Origin of the sequence: Prevotellamassilia timonensis, from assembly GCF_900106785.1 — a bacterium.
Lineage (GTDB): Bacteria > Bacteroidota > Bacteroidia > Bacteroidales > Bacteroidaceae > Alloprevotella > Alloprevotella timonensis.
This window is the reverse complement of record NZ_LT629841.1, coordinates 158,118-176,450: the sequence shown is the minus strand read 5'-3', so window position 1 is coordinate 176,450 and position 18,333 is coordinate 158,118. Positions and strand designations below refer to the sequence as shown.

Genomic DNA, 18,333 nt, shown 5'->3' with positions numbered 1-18,333 from the left:
GTTATTTGCGGCGGCTGATGGTGTGAATGGCCTTGCCGTCTTTGTCTATCATGTACATGTTGAGTTGCTCCTTGGTGGCCGAAATGACTGAAAAGCCGTCGGCCGGACTGCAGAACACGGTGCCTTGAACAGCTTGCACGGGACGTGCCAGCGATGACGAGGAGTTGACCACATAGTCAATGTCGTCGGCCGGCATTTTGATGTGCTGAAAGTTGTGAATGTGGCCGCAGGCGTAGATGGCTACATTGTGGTAGCGCTTGAGTATGGGCAGCACGCGCTTTTGCATGTCGGTGCGCTCGCTTTCGGCCTTGGGGGTTTGGGCATAAATGGGGTGGTGGCCCACTACAATCACCCAGTCCTCGCGGGCCGTCTTGAGTGTGTTGTCCAGCCAGTTGAGCTGGGCTTGCATGTCCTGCTTGTGGGCGTCGGGGTAGGTGATGCTGTCGGCGCGGTAGCGGTCGATGAGGGGCGTGGTGTCAATGAACACCACACGCACGCTTGTGCCTTTGCCTGTGATTACCTTGGTGTAGTAGCGCGAGGGCATCACCCAACGGCGGCTCACTGTGCCATAGTTGAGCACGGCCTGTGTGTTGCCGCGGTACTCGTGGTTGCCCAGCACGGGAAACCAGTTGAGCATGAGTTCGGGGTGGGAGTACACTTGCTCGTAGTTGGTTGTCCACAGGGGGTCGTTTACCGAGGCCACACCATTAAAGTGGTGTATGTCGCCCACGGCCAGCACGCATTTGGGGCCGAGTGTTTCGCCCATGTGCCCCATGAGTTCGGCTATGGGCTTTTGGTCGTAATAGCCGTTGCGCCCCATGTCGTTGGTCATGTACATGGTAACATTGCCCTTCATGGCTTTCCATTCGGCAGGCGTTTGGGCTTGCATTTTCAGTGTGGCCGCCAGCAGCATGGCCACTGTGCACAGCATGGTCAGTGTGGTACTGAACAGGTTCTTTTTCATTGAGCCTTTGTGTTAAGTAGTATATACGTTTGTTTTACGCTGCAAAGTTAGGTGTGCTATATGAACGTGATGTAACGTTGTTGTTAAGAACTCGTTACCACGCGTGCCTCGCACCACACCCCGCTTTGTGCCACGGGGTGCTGGCTTTCGGGTTGCGCGAGGGTGTAACAACGGTAACGGGAGGACGTAAAAACGGCAACGGGAGGTAGAAAATTCAAACGCTCCGATTGAATTTTCTACCTCCCGTTGCCGTAACATCGCTCTGCCATTGCTGTGTGCACGCCTTATGGGGTGGCGTGCAACGTTGGGCGCAGAGCGCATTGGTCGCTTACGACAGCAGCCAGATGGCAAGCAGCGCAAGGCTGAACAGTATGCTGTATATGCTCTTTTGCAACAGTTGCAACAAGTTTTGTTTGTTGCGCGCAAGCTGGCTGATGTGGCATGCGCCAACAATGACTGACAGTGCAAACAGCAGACCGGTGTATGCGCCCAAGGGTTGCGGCTTGACAGTCAGGGTGATGGATAGCGCAATGAATATGCAGAGCCTCAGGGTGCTGCGGTTGTTGTGCACTGCGCGCATAATGGTGGTGTGTGTCGTCATAGTTGAATGGTTTATATTATTATTAAAATTCTTTTCTTTGTGGCATTGTTGCTTGCCGGTGTGCTTAAAGTGTTTTATACAATGTATTAGATGGTTTATTGCTCCTCTCTCTTTAATACCCCCCTCTGTTTGCGTCGCTCATTATACAATTGCTCTTTTATGCCGCCTTTATCTTTGAAATGGTTCTTTTGCCACTCTATCAGTCCCTTTATCATGACATCGGTTTGCAGAATTAGCGTGATGGCAATGTTGCATATCGTTTCTGCCGACCGCTCCGCTATTTTCTGTGTATAGTCCTCGGGGGCATTGTGGGTGGCGCAGTAGCGTCGCGTTTGCTCCGCCTTGGGCGAATTGACAGGCCATTGTTCAAGGCCGTGTACGCGCAGGTAGTCTTTGTAATCCTCCAACAACTCATGCAGACTGGCACGGTTGACATTTGTGAGCTTTATTTCCATCTCGGTTGATGTGATGCCGTCGATGTTGCCCTCCACAATGTTTTGCTTGCCCGAGCGCGCCGCCTGTATCATTTGGTCGATGGTGCGGTCGCCACGCTCCAGATACTTGTGGGCAAAGTGGTAGGTGATGTCGTAGTTTATCACCGCCTTTTTGTAGCAAATGAGCGTGGTGTAGTCCTTGCCTTGCCGAAGGAATTGCTTGTCAACTGGGCGCTTTTCCATGGTAGTTTCTTTTTTGTTGTTTGGTTGGGTTTGGTTGGTTTGTTGTTTGGGGGTGCCTATTGGGCATAATGGGCATATTAGACCCAATAGGCATATTAGGCTTAATAGGCATATTAGGCTTAATAGGCATATTAGGCTTAATAGGCATATTAGGCTTAATAGGCATATTAGGCTCAATAGGCATATTAGGCTCAATAGGCTCATTAGACCCATCTGGCTTATCTCCTATCAGTGCGCTTCGAGCCAGTTGTGGCCTTCGCCGCAGTCGGCCACTAATGGCACGCTCATTTGGTAGGCTTGCTCCATCTCGTCGATGACGATGCGCTTGACCGTGTCGAGCTCGGAGGGGACAACCGAAAAGTTGAGTTCGTCGTGCACCTGGAGTATCATTTTAGACTGTATGCCCTCGCGGCGGAAGCGCTCGTCGATGCGTATCATGGCTACTTTGATGATGTCGGCAGCGGTGCCCTGAATGGGGGCGTTGACGGCATTGCGCTCGGCATAGCCGCGCACCACAGCGTTGCGTGAGTTGATGTCGGGCAGGTAGCGGCGACGGCCAAAGGCGGTGACAATGTAGCCGCGCTCTTTGGCTTCGGCCACACTGCGTTCCATGTAGTCCTTCACCTTTGGATAGGTGCTGAAATAGTTGGTAATGAGCTCTTTGGACTCGGCGCGAGATACCTCCATGCGTTCGGCCAAGCCAAAGGCTGATATGCCGTAGATGATGCCGAAATTGGCCGTTTTGGCCTTGCGGCGCTCGTCACGCGTCACCTCGTCGAGCGGCTTGTGAAATACGCGGGCTGCTGTGGCGGCGTGTATGTCGCGCCCCTCGCGGAAGTCGTTGACCAAATGTTCGTCGCCGCTGATGTGGGCCATGATGCGCAACTCGATTTGCGAGTAGTCGGCCGAGAAGAATATGCAGCCCGGTTCGGGCACAAAGGCTTTGCGTATTTCGCGGCCGTCGTCGCCGCGCACCGGTATGTTTTGCAGGTTGGGGTTGGATGATGACAGTCGGCCCGTGGCTGTGACAGCCTGGTTGAACGAGGTGTGAATGTGGCCCGTGGCGGGGTTGATGAGTTTGGGCAGCGCGTCGATGTAGGTGCTCAGCAACTTTTTCAAGGCGCGGTGTGCCAGAATTTTCTCTACAATGGGGTGCTTGTGCTTGATGGCTTCGAGCACCTCCTCGCCAGTGGAGTATTGTCCGCTCTTGGTCTTTTTGGCCTTTTCGTTGAGTTTGAGTTCGTCAAACAACACTTCGCCCACCTGGCGCGGCGAGGTGAGCAAAAATTCATGACCTGCCAGTTGGTAGATGTCGGCCTCGAGCTGTTGCATGCGCTCCGTAAAGTGTTGGCCGGTTTGGGCCAGCGTGTTGGTGTCGAGGCACACGCCGTTCATCTCCATGCGTGCCAGCACGGGCATGAGTGGCATCTCTATCTCGTTGAACACATGAGTGAGCTGGTATTTTTCAAGTTCCTGCTTGAGCGGTTGCATGAGTTGCAGGGTGATGTCGGCGTCCTCGCAGGCATAGTCGCAAATTTGTGCGGGTTCGAGGTCGGCCATGTTTTTCTGCTTTTTGCCCTTGGGGCCAATCAGCTCATCGATGTGTATGGTTTGGTAGCCCAGGTATATCTCGGCCAGATAATCCATGTTGTGTCGCAACTCGGGTTGTACCAGGTAGTGGGCCAGCATGGTGTCGAACATGGGGTGGGCGAGGGCAATGCCGTAAGTGTGGAGCACGGTGAGGTCGTACTTGAGGTTCTGTCCTACTTTGAGCGTGTCGGGGCTTTCGTACAACGGACGGAAAATCTCAACCATGCGGCACGCTTCCTCCGTTTCACGTGGAACGGCAACGTACCAGGCCTTGCCGCCGTCGACGGCAAAGCTTAATCCTACCAATTTGGCGCTGATGGCATCGATTGAGGTGGTTTCGGTGTCGATGGCTACCGTGCTGAAAGTCAATAAATGCTCACAAAGCTGCTGCGCATCACTCTCATTATCAACGAGAATGTAAGTGTGTGGCACGTCATTGAGTGTTTTTTGCGTGATTTCTTTTGGCTCGTCTGCGCAGTTGTCGGGCTGCGCGTCAAAGAGAGCGCCCCATTCGCTCACACTTTTTTGCACTTCGGCAGGTTTGTCATCGAGTTTCTTGATGAAGGCCCGAAATTCCAGATTTTCGTAAATCGGGCGCAAGGCCTCCTTGTTGGGCTCGGTGGTGTGCAAGGTATCGAGGTTGAGGTCGATTGGCACGTCGGTCTTGATGGTGACCAAGAATTTAGAAAAACTGATTTGCTCTTTGTTCTCTTCCACCTTGCGCTTGATGGCTCCCTTGAGTTGGTCGGTGCTGTTGAGCAGATTGTCAATCGAGCCAAACTGGGTGATGAGCTTGACGGCGGTTTTCTCGCCTACGCCGGGGCAACCCGGCACATTGTCGGCGGTGTCGCCCATGAGGCCGAGCAGGTCAATCACCTGGTCGGTGTGGCTGATGCCGTATTTTTGGCAGACTTCGTCGGGGCCGAGTTTCTCCATGGCTGAGGCGCCATGGCCGGGACGACGCATAAAAATGCCCGGTTTCACCAGTTGGGCATAGTCCTTGTCGGGGGTGACCATGTGCACTTCGAGTCCGGCCTCACGCCCCTTCATGGCCAGTGTGCCTATCACATCGTCGGCCTCGTAGCCCGGCACTTCGAGAATGGGTATGTTGTAGGCGCGTATGATGTCCTTGATAACGGGCACGGCCCACTTTATGTCTTCGGGCGTGGCCTCGCGCTGGGCCTTGTAGGCAGGGTAGGCTTCGTGGCGGAAGGTGCCGCCGGCGGGGTCGAAGGCAATGCCGATGAAATCGGGCTTTTCGGTGTTCAGTACATCGTTGAGTGTGTTGACAAAACCATACACGGCCGAGGTGTTCTGACCTTTGGAGTTGATGCGCGGCGAGCGTATCAGTGCATAGTAAGCGCGGTATATGAGCGCGTAGGCGTCGAGCAGATAGAGGGTTTGCATAGCTTATATATTGTTATTATGCTTACAAAAGTACGCAAATACTCTCGTACAATAAGTTAGTTTTTACTACTTTTGTAAGCTGAAACCGAAACGTATGGACAAATTAGCAGCAATTCGCCAACCTGTGTTGCAGGAGATGGCTCAGTACAAGGCTTTGTTTGACAACGCACTGACTCACGATGATGATTTCCTGGGCCAGGCGCTCGACTATGTGCGCCGGCGTCAGGGCAAAATGATGCGCCCCTTACTGGTGGTGCTGATGGCTCGTGAGCTGGGGGACGTTTCGGTTGACTCGCTACGCTCGGCGGTGACGCTCGAACTGCTGCACACAGCCTCGCTTGTGCACGACGATGTGGTGGACGAGAGTGGCGAACGACGCGGACAACGCTCGGTGAATGCTGTGTATGACAACAAAGTGGCAGTGCTGGTGGGCGACTACCTGCTGTCGACTTCGCTGCTGCAGGCTGCCATGACGGGCAACATCGGGGTGGTGGAGATTATTTCGCGCCTGGGTGGCACGCTTTCGGAGGGCGAGATTTGCCAGTTGGCTAATATCCGCAACGAGGCTATCACCGAGGAGGCTTATTTTCATATCATTCACCACAAAACGGCGGCGCTCTTTGCGGCTTGTGCCGAATTAGGGGCCATATCGGCTGGTGCCGATGCTGAGTATGTGGCGCGCGCCAAGCGTTTTGGCGAGATTGTGGGCCTGTGTTTCCAAATCAGGGACGACATTTTTGACTATTATGCCGACAACCGCATTGGCAAGCCTACGGGCAATGACATGCGCGAGGGTAAGCTTACCCTGCCGGCTATATATGCTATCAATAACGCTGATAACCAGGAAGTTAGAGCACTCGCCATGCGTGTAAAAAATGGCGAGGCCACGGCCGACGACATTGCAGCGCTGGTGGATTATACCAAAGCGCATGGCGGCATTGAATATGCGCAGCGGCGCATGGAGGAGTTTCACGCACAGGCTTTGTCGCTGCTCGACACTTGGCATAACGCTGAGGTGCGTGAGGCGCTCAGAGGCTACATCGACTTTGTAGTGGAACGCTCTTTGTAACGATATGTGATGCTGTGAAACGCCCATGGTAGGGCCGTTTTTCAAAGATACAAAAACCGGGCTGCATTTTGCCAATGTATGGCAGAATGCAGCCCGGTTTGTTGGTGTGTGGGGGCGGCTTTAGAAGGGCTTTGCGTCCTCGCCCAAGATGTCGCTGACGAGCAGGTTGGCCAGACGGCTTGTGCCGATGCGGAAGAGGCCCTGCTTGATGTAGTCCTCGCCAAGGATTTCGCGTACCACGGTATAGAAGTCTATGGCTTCGGCTGTGGTTTTGATGCCACCGGCAGCCTTGAAGCCTATAAACGTGCCTGTGAGGTCGTAATATTCCTTGATGGCGGTGCACATCACGTAGGCTGCCTCGAGCGTGGCAGCGACCTCTATTTTGCCTGTAGAGGTCTTTATAAAGTCGGCACCGGCGTACATGGCGAGTATTGCGGCGCGCTTGATGTTGATGGCAGACTTGAGGGCTCCCGTTTCGAGTATGACCTTGAGGGGCTTGTCGGCACAGGCGGCTTTTATCTCTTCAATTTCGTCGGCACAGGTTTCGTAGTCGTCGCTGAGGAAGGCGCCCACGTTGAGCACACAGTCGCACTCGTCGGCTCCGTCGTGTACGGCAAGGGCAGTCTCGGCGGTCTTGATTTCGATGAATGTTTGTGACGATGGGAAACCGCCTACCACGCAGGCTACCTTGACGCCGTCGGCTTCGAGGCTCTCGCTTACTATCTTTGCAAAGTTGGGATATACGCAGATGGTGGCCAGGGGTGGGAGGTCGGGGTGCGCATCAGAGAACTCGTTGACGCGCTCGGTGAGCTGGAGCACGCTCTCTTGTGAGTCGGTCACCTTGAGGGTGGTCAGTTCGACGGTGCTGAGCAGCTGCTTGAGCACCTCGGGGGTGTTGTATTTGCTGCGGTTGTCGGCCACGAGTTTGTGTACTTGGGTGCTAACCTGGGCGTCGTCGAGGTGAAGATTGAACTTGTCGAATGCTTGTTCGTATTTGCTCTTTTGAGCATCGTTGCGGTTGATGTGTAATTCGGGCATAGTCTCTTGATATGTGTGTTATTGTGTTGTGTGCGCGGGCGGCTCAGGGCTGCTCGCGGGGTGCCAGTTTTGGGTTGTTGAGGTGGCGTGTGGCGTCGCGCTTGGTCTTCTTTTCAAAACTCTGCTCCATGGCCTTGGTAAGGTCTACACCGGTTTGGTTGGCCAGGCAGATGAGTACCCATAGCACGTCGGCCATTTCTTCAGAAGGGTCGTGTGTCTCGCCTTTTTTGAACGATTGGTCGCCATACTTTCGGGCCATCACACGGGCCAGTTCGCCCACCTCCTCAGTGAGGCAGGCCATGTTGGTGAGTTCGCTGAAATAGCGTACGCCATAGGTGTGTATCCAGTTGTCTACACGCCTTTGTAGGTCGGCTAAGGTTTGGGGCATTATTCTTTGTTTTTGGTGTCCATGCAGATGGTTACCGGGCCGTCGTTGAGCAGCTCGACTTTCATGTCGGCCCCAAACTGGCCTGTGCCGATGGGGCGGCCGAGGGCTTGCTCGAGAGCTTGGCAAAAGTATTCGTAAAGGGGTATGGCGTGCTCATGGCCGGCGGCGCGTATGTACGACGGGCGGTTGCCCTTCTTGTATGAGGCCATGAGGGTGAATTGGCTTACTACGAGCGCTTCTCCGCCAATGTCTTGCAGGCTGCGGTTCATCACCCCGTCTTCATCGTCAAACACGCGCAGAGCGCTTATTTTGCGGCATAGCCAGTCGGCGTCGTCGCGGTTGTCGGCCTCTTCAATGCCTAACAGAATGAGGAAACCTTGGTGTATGGCCGATTTTATTTGGCCGTTGATGGTGACTGATGCGTGTTGCACGCGTTGTATTACTGCTCTCATGTGGGCAAAGTTACGTCTATTTATCCGTTGGTGTGCAGATTGTGGTATATTTTTTCGCCTCGGGCTGTGCCTAACAGGGCTTGCAGCTCGGGCAGAGTGGCTTCCTTTATGCGTTTGACGCTCTTGAACTGCTTGAGCAGGGTTTGCTTGGTGGCGGGGCCTATGCCTGCTATGGTGTCGAGTTCGGAGGCTGTCTGGCGCTTAGAACGCTTGTCGCGGTGAAAACTTATGGCGAAGCGGTGTACCTCGTCCTGCATCTGTGTGAGGGTGCGGAACAGCTGGCTCTCGGGTTTGATGCCGATGATGGCGGGCGGAAAGCCGTAGAGCATCTCACGGGTGCGGTGGCGGTCGTCCTTGGCCAGACCGGCTATGGGGATTTCGAGTCCCAACTCGTCCTCAACCACCTCGCGTATCATTTCCATTTGTCCGCGTCCGCCGTCGGCTATGATGAGGTCGGGCAGGGGGCGCCCTTCCTGGCTCAGGCGGGTGTAGCGGCGGCGCACCACTTCTTTCATTGAGGCGTAATCGTCGGGGCCGGTCACGGTTTTGATGTTGAACTTGCGGTATTCGCTTTTGGCGGGTTTGAGCTTTTCAAACACGACGCAAGCGGCCACGGCATCGGCGCCGCTGATGTTGGAGTTGTCGAAAAGTTCGATGTGAAGGGGCAATTTGGGCAAACCTAAGTCGCGCTGTATCTCCTTCATCAATCGTGTCTGCTTTTGTTCGGGATTGAGCTTGTCAGCTTGCTTCAGACGGTCGAATTTGTATTGCTTGACATTGAGCTTTGACAGTTCGAGCAGCTTCTTCTTGTCGCCCTTCTGGGGCACGGTCTGTTCCACCATGCCATCGGGCAGGTCGACGTGGAACGGCACAACTATCTCTTTCGACTGGCTGGCGTAGCGCTCGCGCATCTCGATAATGCTCAGCGTGAGCAACTCCTCGTCGGTTTCGTCGAGTTTTTTCTTGTATTCAAAGGTGAATGCCTGGTTGATGCAGCCGTTGGTTACGTGCAGATAGTTGATGTAGGCCGTTTTTTCCTCGGTCTCGATGTTGAATACGTCAATATTGTGCAACACGTTCGACACCACCTCGCTCTTTGCGCGGTAACTCTCTATCAAGTCGTACCGCCGCTTGATTTCTTGTGCCTCCTCAAAACGCAGTTCGTTGGCCAGGGCTATCATTTCTTCGCGCATTTTGCGGGCCACATCGGCGGTGTTGCCCTTCAGTATTTCCTTGCAGGCTTCAATGCAGCGCATATAGTCGTCGTGGCTTTGCTTGCCCACGCATGGAGCCTTGCAGCGGTGTATGTGGTAGTCGAGGCAGACGTCGTATTTGCCGTTTTCAACGCCCTCGCGGGTCATGGGAGTGTGGCACGGGCGCGGTTGGTACAGCTCGCGGCACAAGTCGAGCAGTGCATAGAGAGTGGGCACATGGCTGTAGGGGCCAAAGTATATTGCACCGCGTTTGCCGCGTTGTCGTGTTTTGAATATGCGAGGCAGATATTCGGTGGTGATAGCGATGGAAGGGTAGGTTTTATCGTCTTTGAGCAGAACGTTGTAGTGCGGCTTGTAACGCTTGATGAGGTTGTTTTCAAGCAACAAGGCGTCGGCCTCCGTCTTTACAACCACATAGCGAATGTCGCGTATGTGTGTGACGAGCAATCGGGTTTTGCGCGTCTGCTGCTCTTTGTTGAAGTATGAGCTGACGCGTCGTTTCAGGTTCTTGGCCTTTCCAACGTAAATGATAGTGCCCGAATCATCGAGGTACTGGTAGCACCCCGGTGTTTCGGGCAGATTATTTACGATGCCTTTGAGGTAGGTTTGTAACTCGGCATTCATTCGCTGATGGTGAGTAGTGTTGTAATGTCAAGGTCTTTGCCAAGGGCTTTGCGTCCTTCAAGGCCTTCCATTTGCAATTCTATAAGGAAATTTATGTACGTATGCTTCGGTTTGAACGCTTGTACAAGGTCGTATGCGGCTTGCATCGAACCGCCGGTGGCGAGTAGGTCGTCGTGTATCAACACCACATCGTCGGCGGTGATGGCGTCGGCGTGTATTTCGATGGTGTCGTAGCCGTACTCTTTAAGGTAGGTGGCTTTGCGCGTTTCGGCTGGCAGCTTTCCGGGTTTGCGCGCCATCACAAAGCCGGCACCGAGTTTCTGGGCCAAAATGGCGCCCATTACAAAGCCGCGGCTCTCAATGCCCACTACCTTTGTAATGCCCTTGTCTTGGTAAATGCGCACCAACTCTTGCGCCATTTCTTCGATGCACGCGGGATTTTTGAACAGTGTGGTAACGTCCTTGAAGTGTATGCCAGGTTTCGGAAAGTCGTATACCGTGCGGAGATTGTCTAAAAGCAGTTTTGTATTCATGAAATTCCTGATTTTGATATGCTTTAGTGCTGTTTGTTTCACGTGGAACGCGAACTAAACGGCGGTAAAATGGCCGTATTTGGCTGTTTGAACGCCTATGCGGGGATATTCTGTTAGAGCGTTACTTTAAACAAGCGGCGAACGGCCTTGAAATAAAAGTGCGCCGTTCGCCGTCCTGTCAAGCACCGCCTATCGTCCCATCAAAACAAGCAGTACGCTGATGTCGCTTGGCGAAACGCCCGGAATGCGGCTGGCCTGTGCAAGCGTCTCGGGGTCGATTGAAGTAAGCTTTTGGCGTGCTTCAGTGCTCAACTGCGTGATACTGTCGTAGTCGAAGTGCCCGCGGATTTTGATATTCTCAAGGCGCTGCATCTTGTCGGCCATGGCACGCTCGCGAGCTATGTAGCCGTGGTATTTCATTTCTATTTCGGCCGCCTCAATCGTTTCTTCAGCGTCAGAAGTGATGGCGTTGAGAAATTCCTTGAATGGTGCGATGACATCAGCCAATTTTAGCAGCGACAACTGCGGACGGTTGATGAGGTCGAACAATTTGCAGCCGCGCTGGAGTGGGGTAGTGCCCACCGCTTCAAGAAAGGCGTTGATGTCGTTTGGCTTGATGGGGTACTGCTTGCAGAAATCGATGATTTCGCCAATCTTGTTTTTCTTTGCGTGAAAACGCTGCAAACGTTCCGCTGTGGCCAATCCAAACTTTTCGGCATAAGGCGTGAGGCGAATGTCGGCATTGTCCTGGCGCAGCAGTATGCGGTATTCGGCTCGCGAGGTAAACATACGATAGGGTTCGTCCACGCCTTTTGTCACAAGGTCGTCGATGAGCACGCCAATATACGCCTCGTCGCGGTGAAGCACGAAAGGCTCGCTTCCAGCGCACTTGAGTGCGGCATTGATACCCGCCATCAAGCCTTGGCCCGCCGCCTCCTCATATCCGGTGGTGCCGTTAACCTGTCCTGCAAAGAACAAGCCGCTGACAGCCTTCGTCTCGAGAGAGTGGTGCAACTGTGTGGGGTCGAAAAAGTCGTATTCGATGGCATAGCCCGGACGGTACACCACAATGTCGCGGAAACACGGTATGCGCTTGAGTGCCTCAATCTGCACATTCATCGGCAGACTCGACGAAAAGCCATTCAGGTAAAGCTCGTTAGTTTCCACTCCCTCGGGTTCAAGAAACAAAGGGTGGTGGTCACGGTCGGGGAAGGTTACAAGCTTGGTTTCGATGCTCGGGCAGTAACGCGGACCGATACTCTTGATTTGGCCATTGTAGAGTGGGGAATCGGCCAATCCTGAACGCAGCACCTCGTGCACCTCGGCGTTGGTGTCGGTCGTCCAGCAAGGCAGTTGCGGCAGCGGGCGCATCGGACTGATGTACGAAAAGCGGTGGTAATCCGTCTCGCCCGGCTGCACGGTCATTTCGTCGAGATGCACCGAACGTTTGTCAATGCGCACAGGCGTTCCCGTCTTCATGCGTGCCGAGCGAATGCCCAGACTGTTGATACTTTCGGTCAGGAAAGCCGCAGCAGGTTCGGCGCATCGTCCGCCGCTCACCTGTTTGCGACCAATGTGCATCAAGCCGCGCAGAAAAGTGCCCGCAGTAATCACCACGGCACGTGCCATGAGCGTGGCACCCCAAATGGTGCGCACACCTTTCACCACGCCCTGTTCGGCAATCACCTCCGTCACCTCGTCCTGCCAAATGTTCAGGTTAGGCGTATTTTCGAGCCGGTGTCGCCATTCAGTAATAAAGCGTGCGCGGTCGCACTGTGCCCTTGGGCTCCACATGGCGGGGCCTTTAGAGCGGTTAAGCATGCGGAACTGGATAGCCGTGGCATCAGTCACCTCACCCATTTGTCCGCCGAGCGCATCAATTTCGCGTACAATCTGCCCTTTGGCAATACCGCCCACGGCAGGGTTGCAGCTCATCTGCGCTATTTTGTTCATGTCCATTGTCACCAGGCACGTTTTGGCCCCCATGCGTGCAGCGGCACTTGCCGCCTCGCAACCGGCATGGCCTGCACCGACAACAACGACGTCGTAGTGAAATACAGTTTCCATGTATTGTGATTGTATTATTATTTGTGGCAAAATTACGAGTTTTTATTGATTTATCTCATTCCCCCGTTTGCGGGATTTCAAAAAAAGCCTACCTTTGTTGGTTTAACCAATATGGAACGACTCATGGAATACCTGCTCCATTACGTTTGGCAGCATCGCCTGTACGGCCTTGCGCCTCTTGCCACCACCGACGGGCAAGCAGTAGATGTGATAGACCCCGGCGTGCACAACCTGGTCAACTCCGGCCCAGACTTTTTCAACGCAAAAGTAAAAATAAACGGCATGCTGTGGGCCGGCAATGTCGAGGTGCACGAGCGTTCGAGCGACTGGTTCCGCCACCATCACGACACCGATGCGGCCTACAACAATGTCGTATTACACATTGTGTCGGCAGCCGATGCCGAGGTGCACACAGCCGACGGCAAGCAGTTGCCGCAAATGGTGCTCAGCGTGCCCGACTATCTGCAACACAACTATCAGGCACTGATAGATGAGGAAACCTATCCGCCCTGCTACCGCATCATACCCCATGTGCCTCCCCTCACCGTACATAATTGGCTCAGTCGCCTCACGGTAGAGCGGCTCGAGAGCAAAACCGACCGTGTGCAGCAATATTTGCACCGCACGGGCGGCGACTGGGAGCGTGCCTTTTTCATCACCCTTGCGCGCAATTTCGGGTTCGGCACCAATGCCCAAGCCTTTGAGCAGTGGGCCCTCACCATCGACCCGCAGCAGATAGGCAAGCACCGCGACGACGTGTTCCAGGTCGAAGCCTTCTTCATGGGCCAGGCCGGACTGCTCGACGACACCCTCGTCAAGGCCGAGCGTCGCGACAGCTATTATATGCGTCTCAAGTCGGAGTACGCATTTTTGCAGCACAAGTTCGGCCTCACCCCCATCAGCCATGCACAGTGGCGTTTCGGGCGGTTGCGTCCGCAGAACTTTCCGCATGTGCGCCTGTCGCAACTGGCCCGCCTTTACAGCGAGCGCCGTGCCGACTTTTCATTGCTGACCGAAACGTCAAGCCTCGATGCTCTGCGTGCCCTGTTCAGAATAGGCGTCACCAACTACTGGCGCACCCATTACGCCTTTGGCGAGGAAAGTCGCGAGAGTGACAAAACCCTGCAAACCTCCTCGCTCAACCTGCTGCTCATCAACACCGTGTCGCCCTTGCTCTTTGCCTGTGGCCGCCAGCGCATGGACGAAGACCTGGCCGAGCGCGCCTTCACCCTGCTCGAGCAGTTGCCCGCCGAGCGCAACTACATAACCCGCTGCTGGGAGCGCGCCGGCATCAAGGCCGCCCACGCTGCCGACAGCCAGGCCCTCATACAGTTGCGCCAGCACTACTGCGATGGCAAGGACTGCCTGCGTTGCCAGTTCGGCGCACTCTATCTCAAGCAAGGCAGGAGCTGAATTGTGGGGGGAGTTAACAAGTTGAAAAGTTGATGAGTTGAGAAGTTAGCGAGTAAGCATGCCATGCGCTACACTGCTTGTTGTGTTAACGTTGAATTGATAAGAAACTTGAGTGAAATAACTTGGCAAACTTACCCGTCACCCCATCAACTCATAAACTAACTCCTTAACTCTTCAACTCTTCAACTTTTCAACTCTTCACCAACTCCTCAACTCCTCAACTCTTCAACTAAAATTCAAATGTACATCTATAGCCTCAACTTCAAGGTACGCGACTACGAGTGCGACCTCCAGGGCATTGTCAATAATGCCAACTACCAACACTACACCGAGCACACCCGTCACGAGTTTCTGCATTCGCGCGGCGTCAGTTTTGCCGAGCTGCACGAGCGCGGCATCGACGCCGTGGTGGCCGGCATGCAAATGCGCTTCAAGACCCCCCTGCGCAGCGGCGACGAATTTGTGAGCAAGCTCGGCCTGAAAAAAGAAGGCATAAAATACGTATTCGTGCAAGACCTCTACCGCTTGCCCGACATGCGCCCCGTGTTCAAGTCAACCGTCGAAGCCGTCTGCCTGGTCAACGGCCGTCTCAGCCAATGCCCCGAGCTCGACCTCATAGTGCCCGACCCCCACGTTACAACCCCCGCAAAGTAAGCGCCGCCATGCCCTCAGCCCCCATCGCCCCACACCCCGACGAGTCCGCCGAAGCCCTTGCCACACTCATCCTCAGCGCCCTGCGAGGTCTGAGCCAGTCGCAAGCCCTTGCCCTTGTGGCACACTATGGCACCGCCACCGCCGCCCTTGCCGACACCCGTCCCACCCACAGCCAGTGGGCCGCCCTGCGTGCCGACACTGCCGCCCTGCACCAAGCCCAAGCCCGTGCCGAGGCCGAAATGGACTTCTGCCAGCAACATCACATACAAGTCATACCCACCACCAGCGCCAATTACCCCACGCGTCTGCTCGAGCCCAAAGTCACCGACCGCCCGCTGCAGCTATTCTACTGCGGCACAGGCACCCTCAACCGCCGCCACATACTCAGCGTGGTAGGCACCCGCCACGTCACCGAATACGGCAAGCAGATGTGCGAAAGCCTCCTTCGCGACCTCGCGCTGCTCATTCCGGATGTGTTGATAATCAGCGGGTTAGCCTATGGCGTAGACATACATGCCCATCGTGCGGCTCTTGATAGCCACCTCCCCACCGCCGCCGTTCTGGCCCACGGCCTCGACCGCATCTACCCCCGTTTGCACCGCGACACCGCCAGCCAGATGACCCACAATGGCGGTCTCATTACCGAGTACTTTACCGGCACCTCGCCCGACCGTGGCCGTTTCATACAGCGCAACCGCATAGTAGCCGGCCTCTCCTCTGCCACACTCGTTGTTGAGAGTGCCCACCATGGCGGCTCCCTTGTCACAGCCCGCATAGCCCGCAGCTACGGCCGCCCCGTCATGGCAGTGCCCGGCCGCACCACCGACCCCGCCTCCGAGGGCTGCAACCGCCTCATAGCCGACCGCCAGGCCGAACTCGTCACCTCCGCGTCCGACATTGTGCGCCTGCTCAAGTGGCAGCCCGCCCCCGCGCCCGCCGAGCCACAGCTCTTCACCTCCTACAAGCCGCTCGAGCAGTTAGTAGTCGATGCACTCGGCACCGCCGACTCCCTCAGTTCCGACCAAATATCCTACCAAACAGGCCTTGCCCCCGCAGCCCTCACCGACGTGCTCTTCGACCTCGAAGACCTCAACGCCATCAAGCGCCTGCCCGGCAACCGCTTCAGGCTGAAGAACTGAAGCCCCTCCCTCCGAAAGTAACGTCATTTACTTGTACACGTTGCTGATTTTCAGTAATTTTGCACCGTAATACTGCAAACCGCTAATCAGCACATAGATATAAAGCACTCAAGTTTCGGATTTAGGCGGGTACGGCCTGAAAGGCCAACAGCACATAGCCCAGGGCAAGCGAAGCGGCACCCTGGGTATCACGCGTTGGAGCAGTCGCGCCCTGTAAGGGCAAAAGCTTTAAGCTATGGCGCAGTTCTTGAACAAGATATACATACGCTTGGTGCTTCATATTATGACCGCAAATCCAGCTATCAGCTAAGGCAATATAAAGGATTAAAGGGTTAAAGCTTTTGCCCTTACAGGGCGCGACAGCTCCAACACGTGAAACCCAGGGTGTCGCTTCGCTTGCCCTGGGCTATGTGCTCCATTGGGCTTTCAGCCCGCCCTTGTTAAATCCGAAACTTCAGTAAAGCATTAAACTTTCGGTTTTAGCCCGCATTTGCTAAATTCGAAAGTTGAGTAAAGCATTATCTGAGCCGTTCGATTGCCGAAGCCGCGATTAGAACGGCTCTTCTGTTAGCACAAGCAAAGCAACAACTAAACATACCCCACCCACATTGAAAACATTTGAAGAGTTAGGCGTTTCGGCCGAGATACGCCGCGCCATCAGCGAAATGGGCTACGAGCACCCCATGCCCGTACAAGAAGAAGTAATACCCTACCTCCTTGGCGTAGGCAACGATGTCATAGCCCTTGCCCAGACCGGCACAGGCAAGACAGCCGCCTTTGGACTGCCCGTGTTGCAAAAGGTCAACCCCGACAACCGTGCCACACAGGCCGTCATACTCAGTCCCACACGCGAACTCTGTCTGCAAATAGCTGGCGACCTCAAAGAGTACTCACGCTACATCGACAATCTGCACGTGCTCGCCGTATATGGCGGGTCGAGCATCGAGAGCCAGATACGCTCCCTGCGCAAGGGCGCCCAAGTGATAGTAGCCACCCCCGGCCGCCTCATCGACCTCATGCACCGTGGCGTGGCCCGTCTCGACGCCGTTGAGAATGTGGTGCTCGACGAAGCCGACGAAATGCTCAACATGGGCTTCACCGAGAGCATCAACGAAATACTGGCCGGTGTGCCTGCCGAGCGCAACACCCTGCTCTTTTCGGCCACCATGGGCAAGGAAATTGAGCGCATAGCCAAGAGCTACCTCCACGACTACAAAGAAATTGTGGTAGGTTCGCGCAACGAAGGTGCCGAAAACGTCAACCACATCTACTACCTTGTCCACGCCAAAGACAAGTATGCCGCCCTCAAGCGCGTGGTCGACTACTATCCCCGCATCTACGGCATCATCTTCTGCCGCACCCGTCTCGAAACACAGGAGGTGGCCGACCACCTCATTCGCGACGGCTACAATGCCGAAGCCCTGCACGGCGACCTCTCGCAGGCCCAGCGCGACCTCACCATGCAAAAGTTCCGCCAGCACCACACCCAGCTGCTCGTGGCCACCGACGTGGCAGCCCGCGGCCTTGATGTCGAGGACCTCACCCATGTCATCAACTACGGCCTGCCCGACGATGTTGAGAACTACACCCACCGTTCGGGCCGCACCGGCCGTGCCGGCAAGCGAGGCACAAGCATCTCCATCATCCACCTGCGCGAGAAGGGCAAGGTGCGCATCATCGAAAAGGTGATAGGCAAGAAATTCGAGGTCGGCACCCTGCCCGAGCCTCAAGAGATATGCACCAAGCAGCTCTACAAGGTGATGGACGAGCTTGAGCGCATCGAGGTAAACGACACCGAGATAGCCCCCTTCATGCCCGAGATATTCCGCAAGCTCGACTGGCTCACCAAGGAGGACCTCATCAAGCGCATCGTTAGTCGCGAGTTTGGCCACTTCCTGCGCTACTATGCCGATGCCCCCGTCATAGAGCAGCCCACCGGCCGCGACGCCAAGGACGGCAGCGGCAAGGCTGACGGCCGTTCACGCCGCGAGCGCCGCAAGGGTGGGGCAGAAGGTACCCACCAGGCCGAGGAGGGCTACACCCGTCTGTTCATCAACCTTGGCAAGCGTGACAACTTCTATGCCCGCGAGATAATCAACCTTGTCAACCGCCATGTGCGTGGTGCCAAGGTAGAGATAGGCCGCATCGACCTCACCAACAACTGTTCATTCTTCGAGGTGCCCGACGCCGACGCCCCCCTTGTGCTCAGCAAGATGAAGCGCGTCAAGGTAGGCGACCGCAAGGTCGTGGTCGACCATGCCGAGCGCACCGACGGTCAGTCTGCCCCGCATGCCAGTGAGCGCAATGCCCGTCCCGAGCGCAAGCAGCGTGGCCAGCGCCGCACCTATGCCGAGGTAGCCGATGCCCGCAGCATGAAGCAGCAGTGGAAAGCCGACAAAAAGGCCGACAAGAAAGCCAAGCGCAAGTCCAACTCCCAGCCCGAGTACGCCCCAGCCAAGAAGAAGATCACCAAGGACGATTGGAAGCAGTTCTTCGAGTAGAA

Annotated in this window: 15 protein-coding genes; 5 read left to right on the top strand and 10 right to left on the bottom strand. The window is 55.3% G+C overall.

Translation table 11 applies throughout. From position 1 onward, the window contains the following. Position 1: 1 nt before the first annotated feature. The 4 genes from BQ5453_RS02545 to polA form a co-directional block, all read right to left on the bottom strand. Positions 2–964, bottom strand: a complete 963-nt coding sequence (locus BQ5453_RS02545; RefSeq protein WP_071122011.1) for a metallophosphoesterase — start codon at positions 962–964, stop codon at positions 2–4. A gap of 328 nt (positions 965–1,292) precedes the next feature. Continuing rightward, complete coding sequence (locus BQ5453_RS02540) at positions 1,293–1,565, bottom strand: hypothetical protein (protein ID WP_071122010.1); 273 nt, start codon at positions 1,563–1,565, stop codon at positions 1,293–1,295. 95 nt (positions 1,566–1,660) lie between these two features. Further along, a complete protein-coding gene (locus BQ5453_RS02535) occupies positions 1,661–2,242 on the bottom strand; it encodes a four helix bundle suffix domain-containing protein (RefSeq protein ID WP_071122089.1) in 582 nt (193 codons plus the stop codon). Between the two features lie 228 nt (positions 2,243–2,470). Further along, complete coding sequence (polA, locus tag BQ5453_RS02530; RefSeq protein ID WP_071122009.1) at positions 2,471–5,239, bottom strand: DNA polymerase I; 2,769 nt, start codon at positions 5,237–5,239, stop codon at positions 2,471–2,473. A gap of 94 nt (positions 5,240–5,333) precedes the next feature. Between polA and BQ5453_RS02525 the strand changes: the two genes are divergently transcribed. After that, the gene (locus tag BQ5453_RS02525; protein WP_071122008.1) at positions 5,334–6,308 is read left to right on the top strand and encodes a polyprenyl synthetase family protein; all 975 of its coding nucleotides are present in this window, start codon (positions 5,334–5,336) and stop codon (positions 6,306–6,308) included. A gap of 120 nt (positions 6,309–6,428) precedes the next feature. Here BQ5453_RS02525 and deoC read toward each other — a convergent pair whose 3' ends face one another. The 6 genes from deoC to mnmG form a co-directional block, all read right to left on the bottom strand. Then, positions 6,429–7,331 (bottom strand): deoxyribose-phosphate aldolase, encoded by a 903-nt coding sequence (deoC, locus tag BQ5453_RS02520; protein WP_202614958.1) that lies wholly within the window; start codon positions 7,329–7,331, stop codon positions 6,429–6,431. A gap of 58 nt (positions 7,332–7,389) precedes the next feature. Further along, the gene (locus tag BQ5453_RS02515; RefSeq protein WP_071122006.1) at positions 7,390–7,734 is read right to left on the bottom strand and encodes a nucleotide pyrophosphohydrolase; all 345 of its coding nucleotides are present in this window, start codon (positions 7,732–7,734) and stop codon (positions 7,390–7,392) included. Then, positions 7,734–8,186, bottom strand: a complete 453-nt coding sequence (dtd, locus tag BQ5453_RS02510) for a D-aminoacyl-tRNA deacylase (RefSeq protein ID WP_071122005.1) — start codon at positions 8,184–8,186, stop codon at positions 7,734–7,736. The genes BQ5453_RS02515 and dtd overlap by 1 nt, the downstream gene beginning before the upstream one ends. Before the next feature lie 20 nt (positions 8,187–8,206). Beyond that, on the bottom strand, positions 8,207–10,024 hold the full coding sequence (gene uvrC, locus BQ5453_RS02505) for an excinuclease ABC subunit UvrC (protein WP_071122004.1): 1,818 nt from the start codon (positions 10,022–10,024) through the stop codon (positions 8,207–8,209). Beyond that, a complete protein-coding gene (locus BQ5453_RS02500; protein ID WP_071122003.1) occupies positions 10,021–10,557 on the bottom strand; it encodes an adenine phosphoribosyltransferase in 537 nt (178 codons plus the stop codon). The genes uvrC and BQ5453_RS02500 overlap by 4 nt, the downstream gene beginning before the upstream one ends. Before the next feature lie 189 nt (positions 10,558–10,746). Then, positions 10,747–12,624 (bottom strand): tRNA uridine-5-carboxymethylaminomethyl(34) synthesis enzyme MnmG, encoded by a 1,878-nt coding sequence (gene mnmG / locus BQ5453_RS02495; RefSeq protein WP_071122002.1) that lies wholly within the window; start codon positions 12,622–12,624, stop codon positions 10,747–10,749. Positions 12,625–12,735: 111 nt separating this feature from the next. Here mnmG and BQ5453_RS02490 point away from each other — a divergent pair, with 111 nt between their 5' ends. From BQ5453_RS02490 to BQ5453_RS02475, 4 genes are all read left to right on the top strand, one after another. Next, entirely contained in the window at positions 12,736–14,037 is a 1,302-nt protein-coding gene (locus BQ5453_RS02490) for a DUF2851 family protein (RefSeq protein ID WP_235860010.1), read from the top strand. Between the two features lie 234 nt (positions 14,038–14,271). Then, entirely contained in the window at positions 14,272–14,691 is a 420-nt protein-coding gene (locus BQ5453_RS02485; protein WP_071122001.1) for an acyl-CoA thioesterase, read from the top strand. 8 nt (positions 14,692–14,699) lie between these two features. Beyond that, positions 14,700–15,830: a DNA-processing protein DprA gene (gene dprA / locus BQ5453_RS02480; RefSeq protein ID WP_071122000.1), complete on the top strand. Its 1,131-nt coding sequence runs from the start codon at positions 14,700–14,702 to the stop codon at positions 15,828–15,830. 608 nt (positions 15,831–16,438) lie between these two features. Then, the gene (locus BQ5453_RS02475; RefSeq protein ID WP_071121999.1) at positions 16,439–18,331 is read left to right on the top strand and encodes a DEAD/DEAH box helicase; all 1,893 of its coding nucleotides are present in this window, start codon (positions 16,439–16,441) and stop codon (positions 18,329–18,331) included. Positions 18,332–18,333 lie beyond the last annotated feature (2 nt).

Excerpts from the sequence above, each read along its gene's own strand:
- BQ5453_RS02545 (WP_071122011.1), bottom strand. The coding sequence starts at position 964 with ATGAAAAAGAACCTGTTCAGTACCACACTGACCATGCTGTGCACAGTG.
- BQ5453_RS02540 (WP_071122010.1), bottom strand. The coding sequence starts at position 1,565 with ATGACGACACACACCACCATTATGCGCGCAGTGCACAACAACCGCAGC.
- BQ5453_RS02535 (WP_071122089.1), bottom strand. The coding sequence starts at position 2,242 with ATGGAAAAGCGCCCAGTTGACAAGCAATTCCTTCGGCAAGGCAAGGAC.
- polA (WP_071122009.1), bottom strand. The coding sequence starts at position 5,239 with ATGCAAACCCTCTATCTGCTCGACGCCTACGCGCTCATATACCGCGCT.
- BQ5453_RS02525 (WP_071122008.1), top strand. The coding sequence starts at position 5,334 with ATGGACAAATTAGCAGCAATTCGCCAACCTGTGTTGCAGGAGATGGCT.
- BQ5453_RS02515 (WP_071122006.1), bottom strand. The coding sequence starts at position 7,734 with ATGCCCCAAACCTTAGCCGACCTACAAAGGCGTGTAGACAACTGGATA.
- dtd (WP_071122005.1), bottom strand. The coding sequence starts at position 8,186 with ATGAGAGCAGTAATACAACGCGTGCAACACGCATCAGTCACCATCAAC.
- uvrC (WP_071122004.1), bottom strand. The coding sequence starts at position 10,024 with ATGAATGCCGAGTTACAAACCTACCTCAAAGGCATCGTAAATAATCTG.
- BQ5453_RS02500 (WP_071122003.1), bottom strand. The coding sequence starts at position 10,557 with ATGAATACAAAACTGCTTTTAGACAATCTCCGCACGGTATACGACTTT.
- mnmG (WP_071122002.1), bottom strand. The coding sequence starts at position 12,624 with ATGGAAACTGTATTTCACTACGACGTCGTTGTTGTCGGTGCAGGCCAT.
- BQ5453_RS02490 (WP_235860010.1), top strand. The coding sequence starts at position 12,736 with ATGGAACGACTCATGGAATACCTGCTCCATTACGTTTGGCAGCATCGC.
- dprA (WP_071122000.1), top strand. The coding sequence starts at position 14,700 with ATGCCCTCAGCCCCCATCGCCCCACACCCCGACGAGTCCGCCGAAGCC.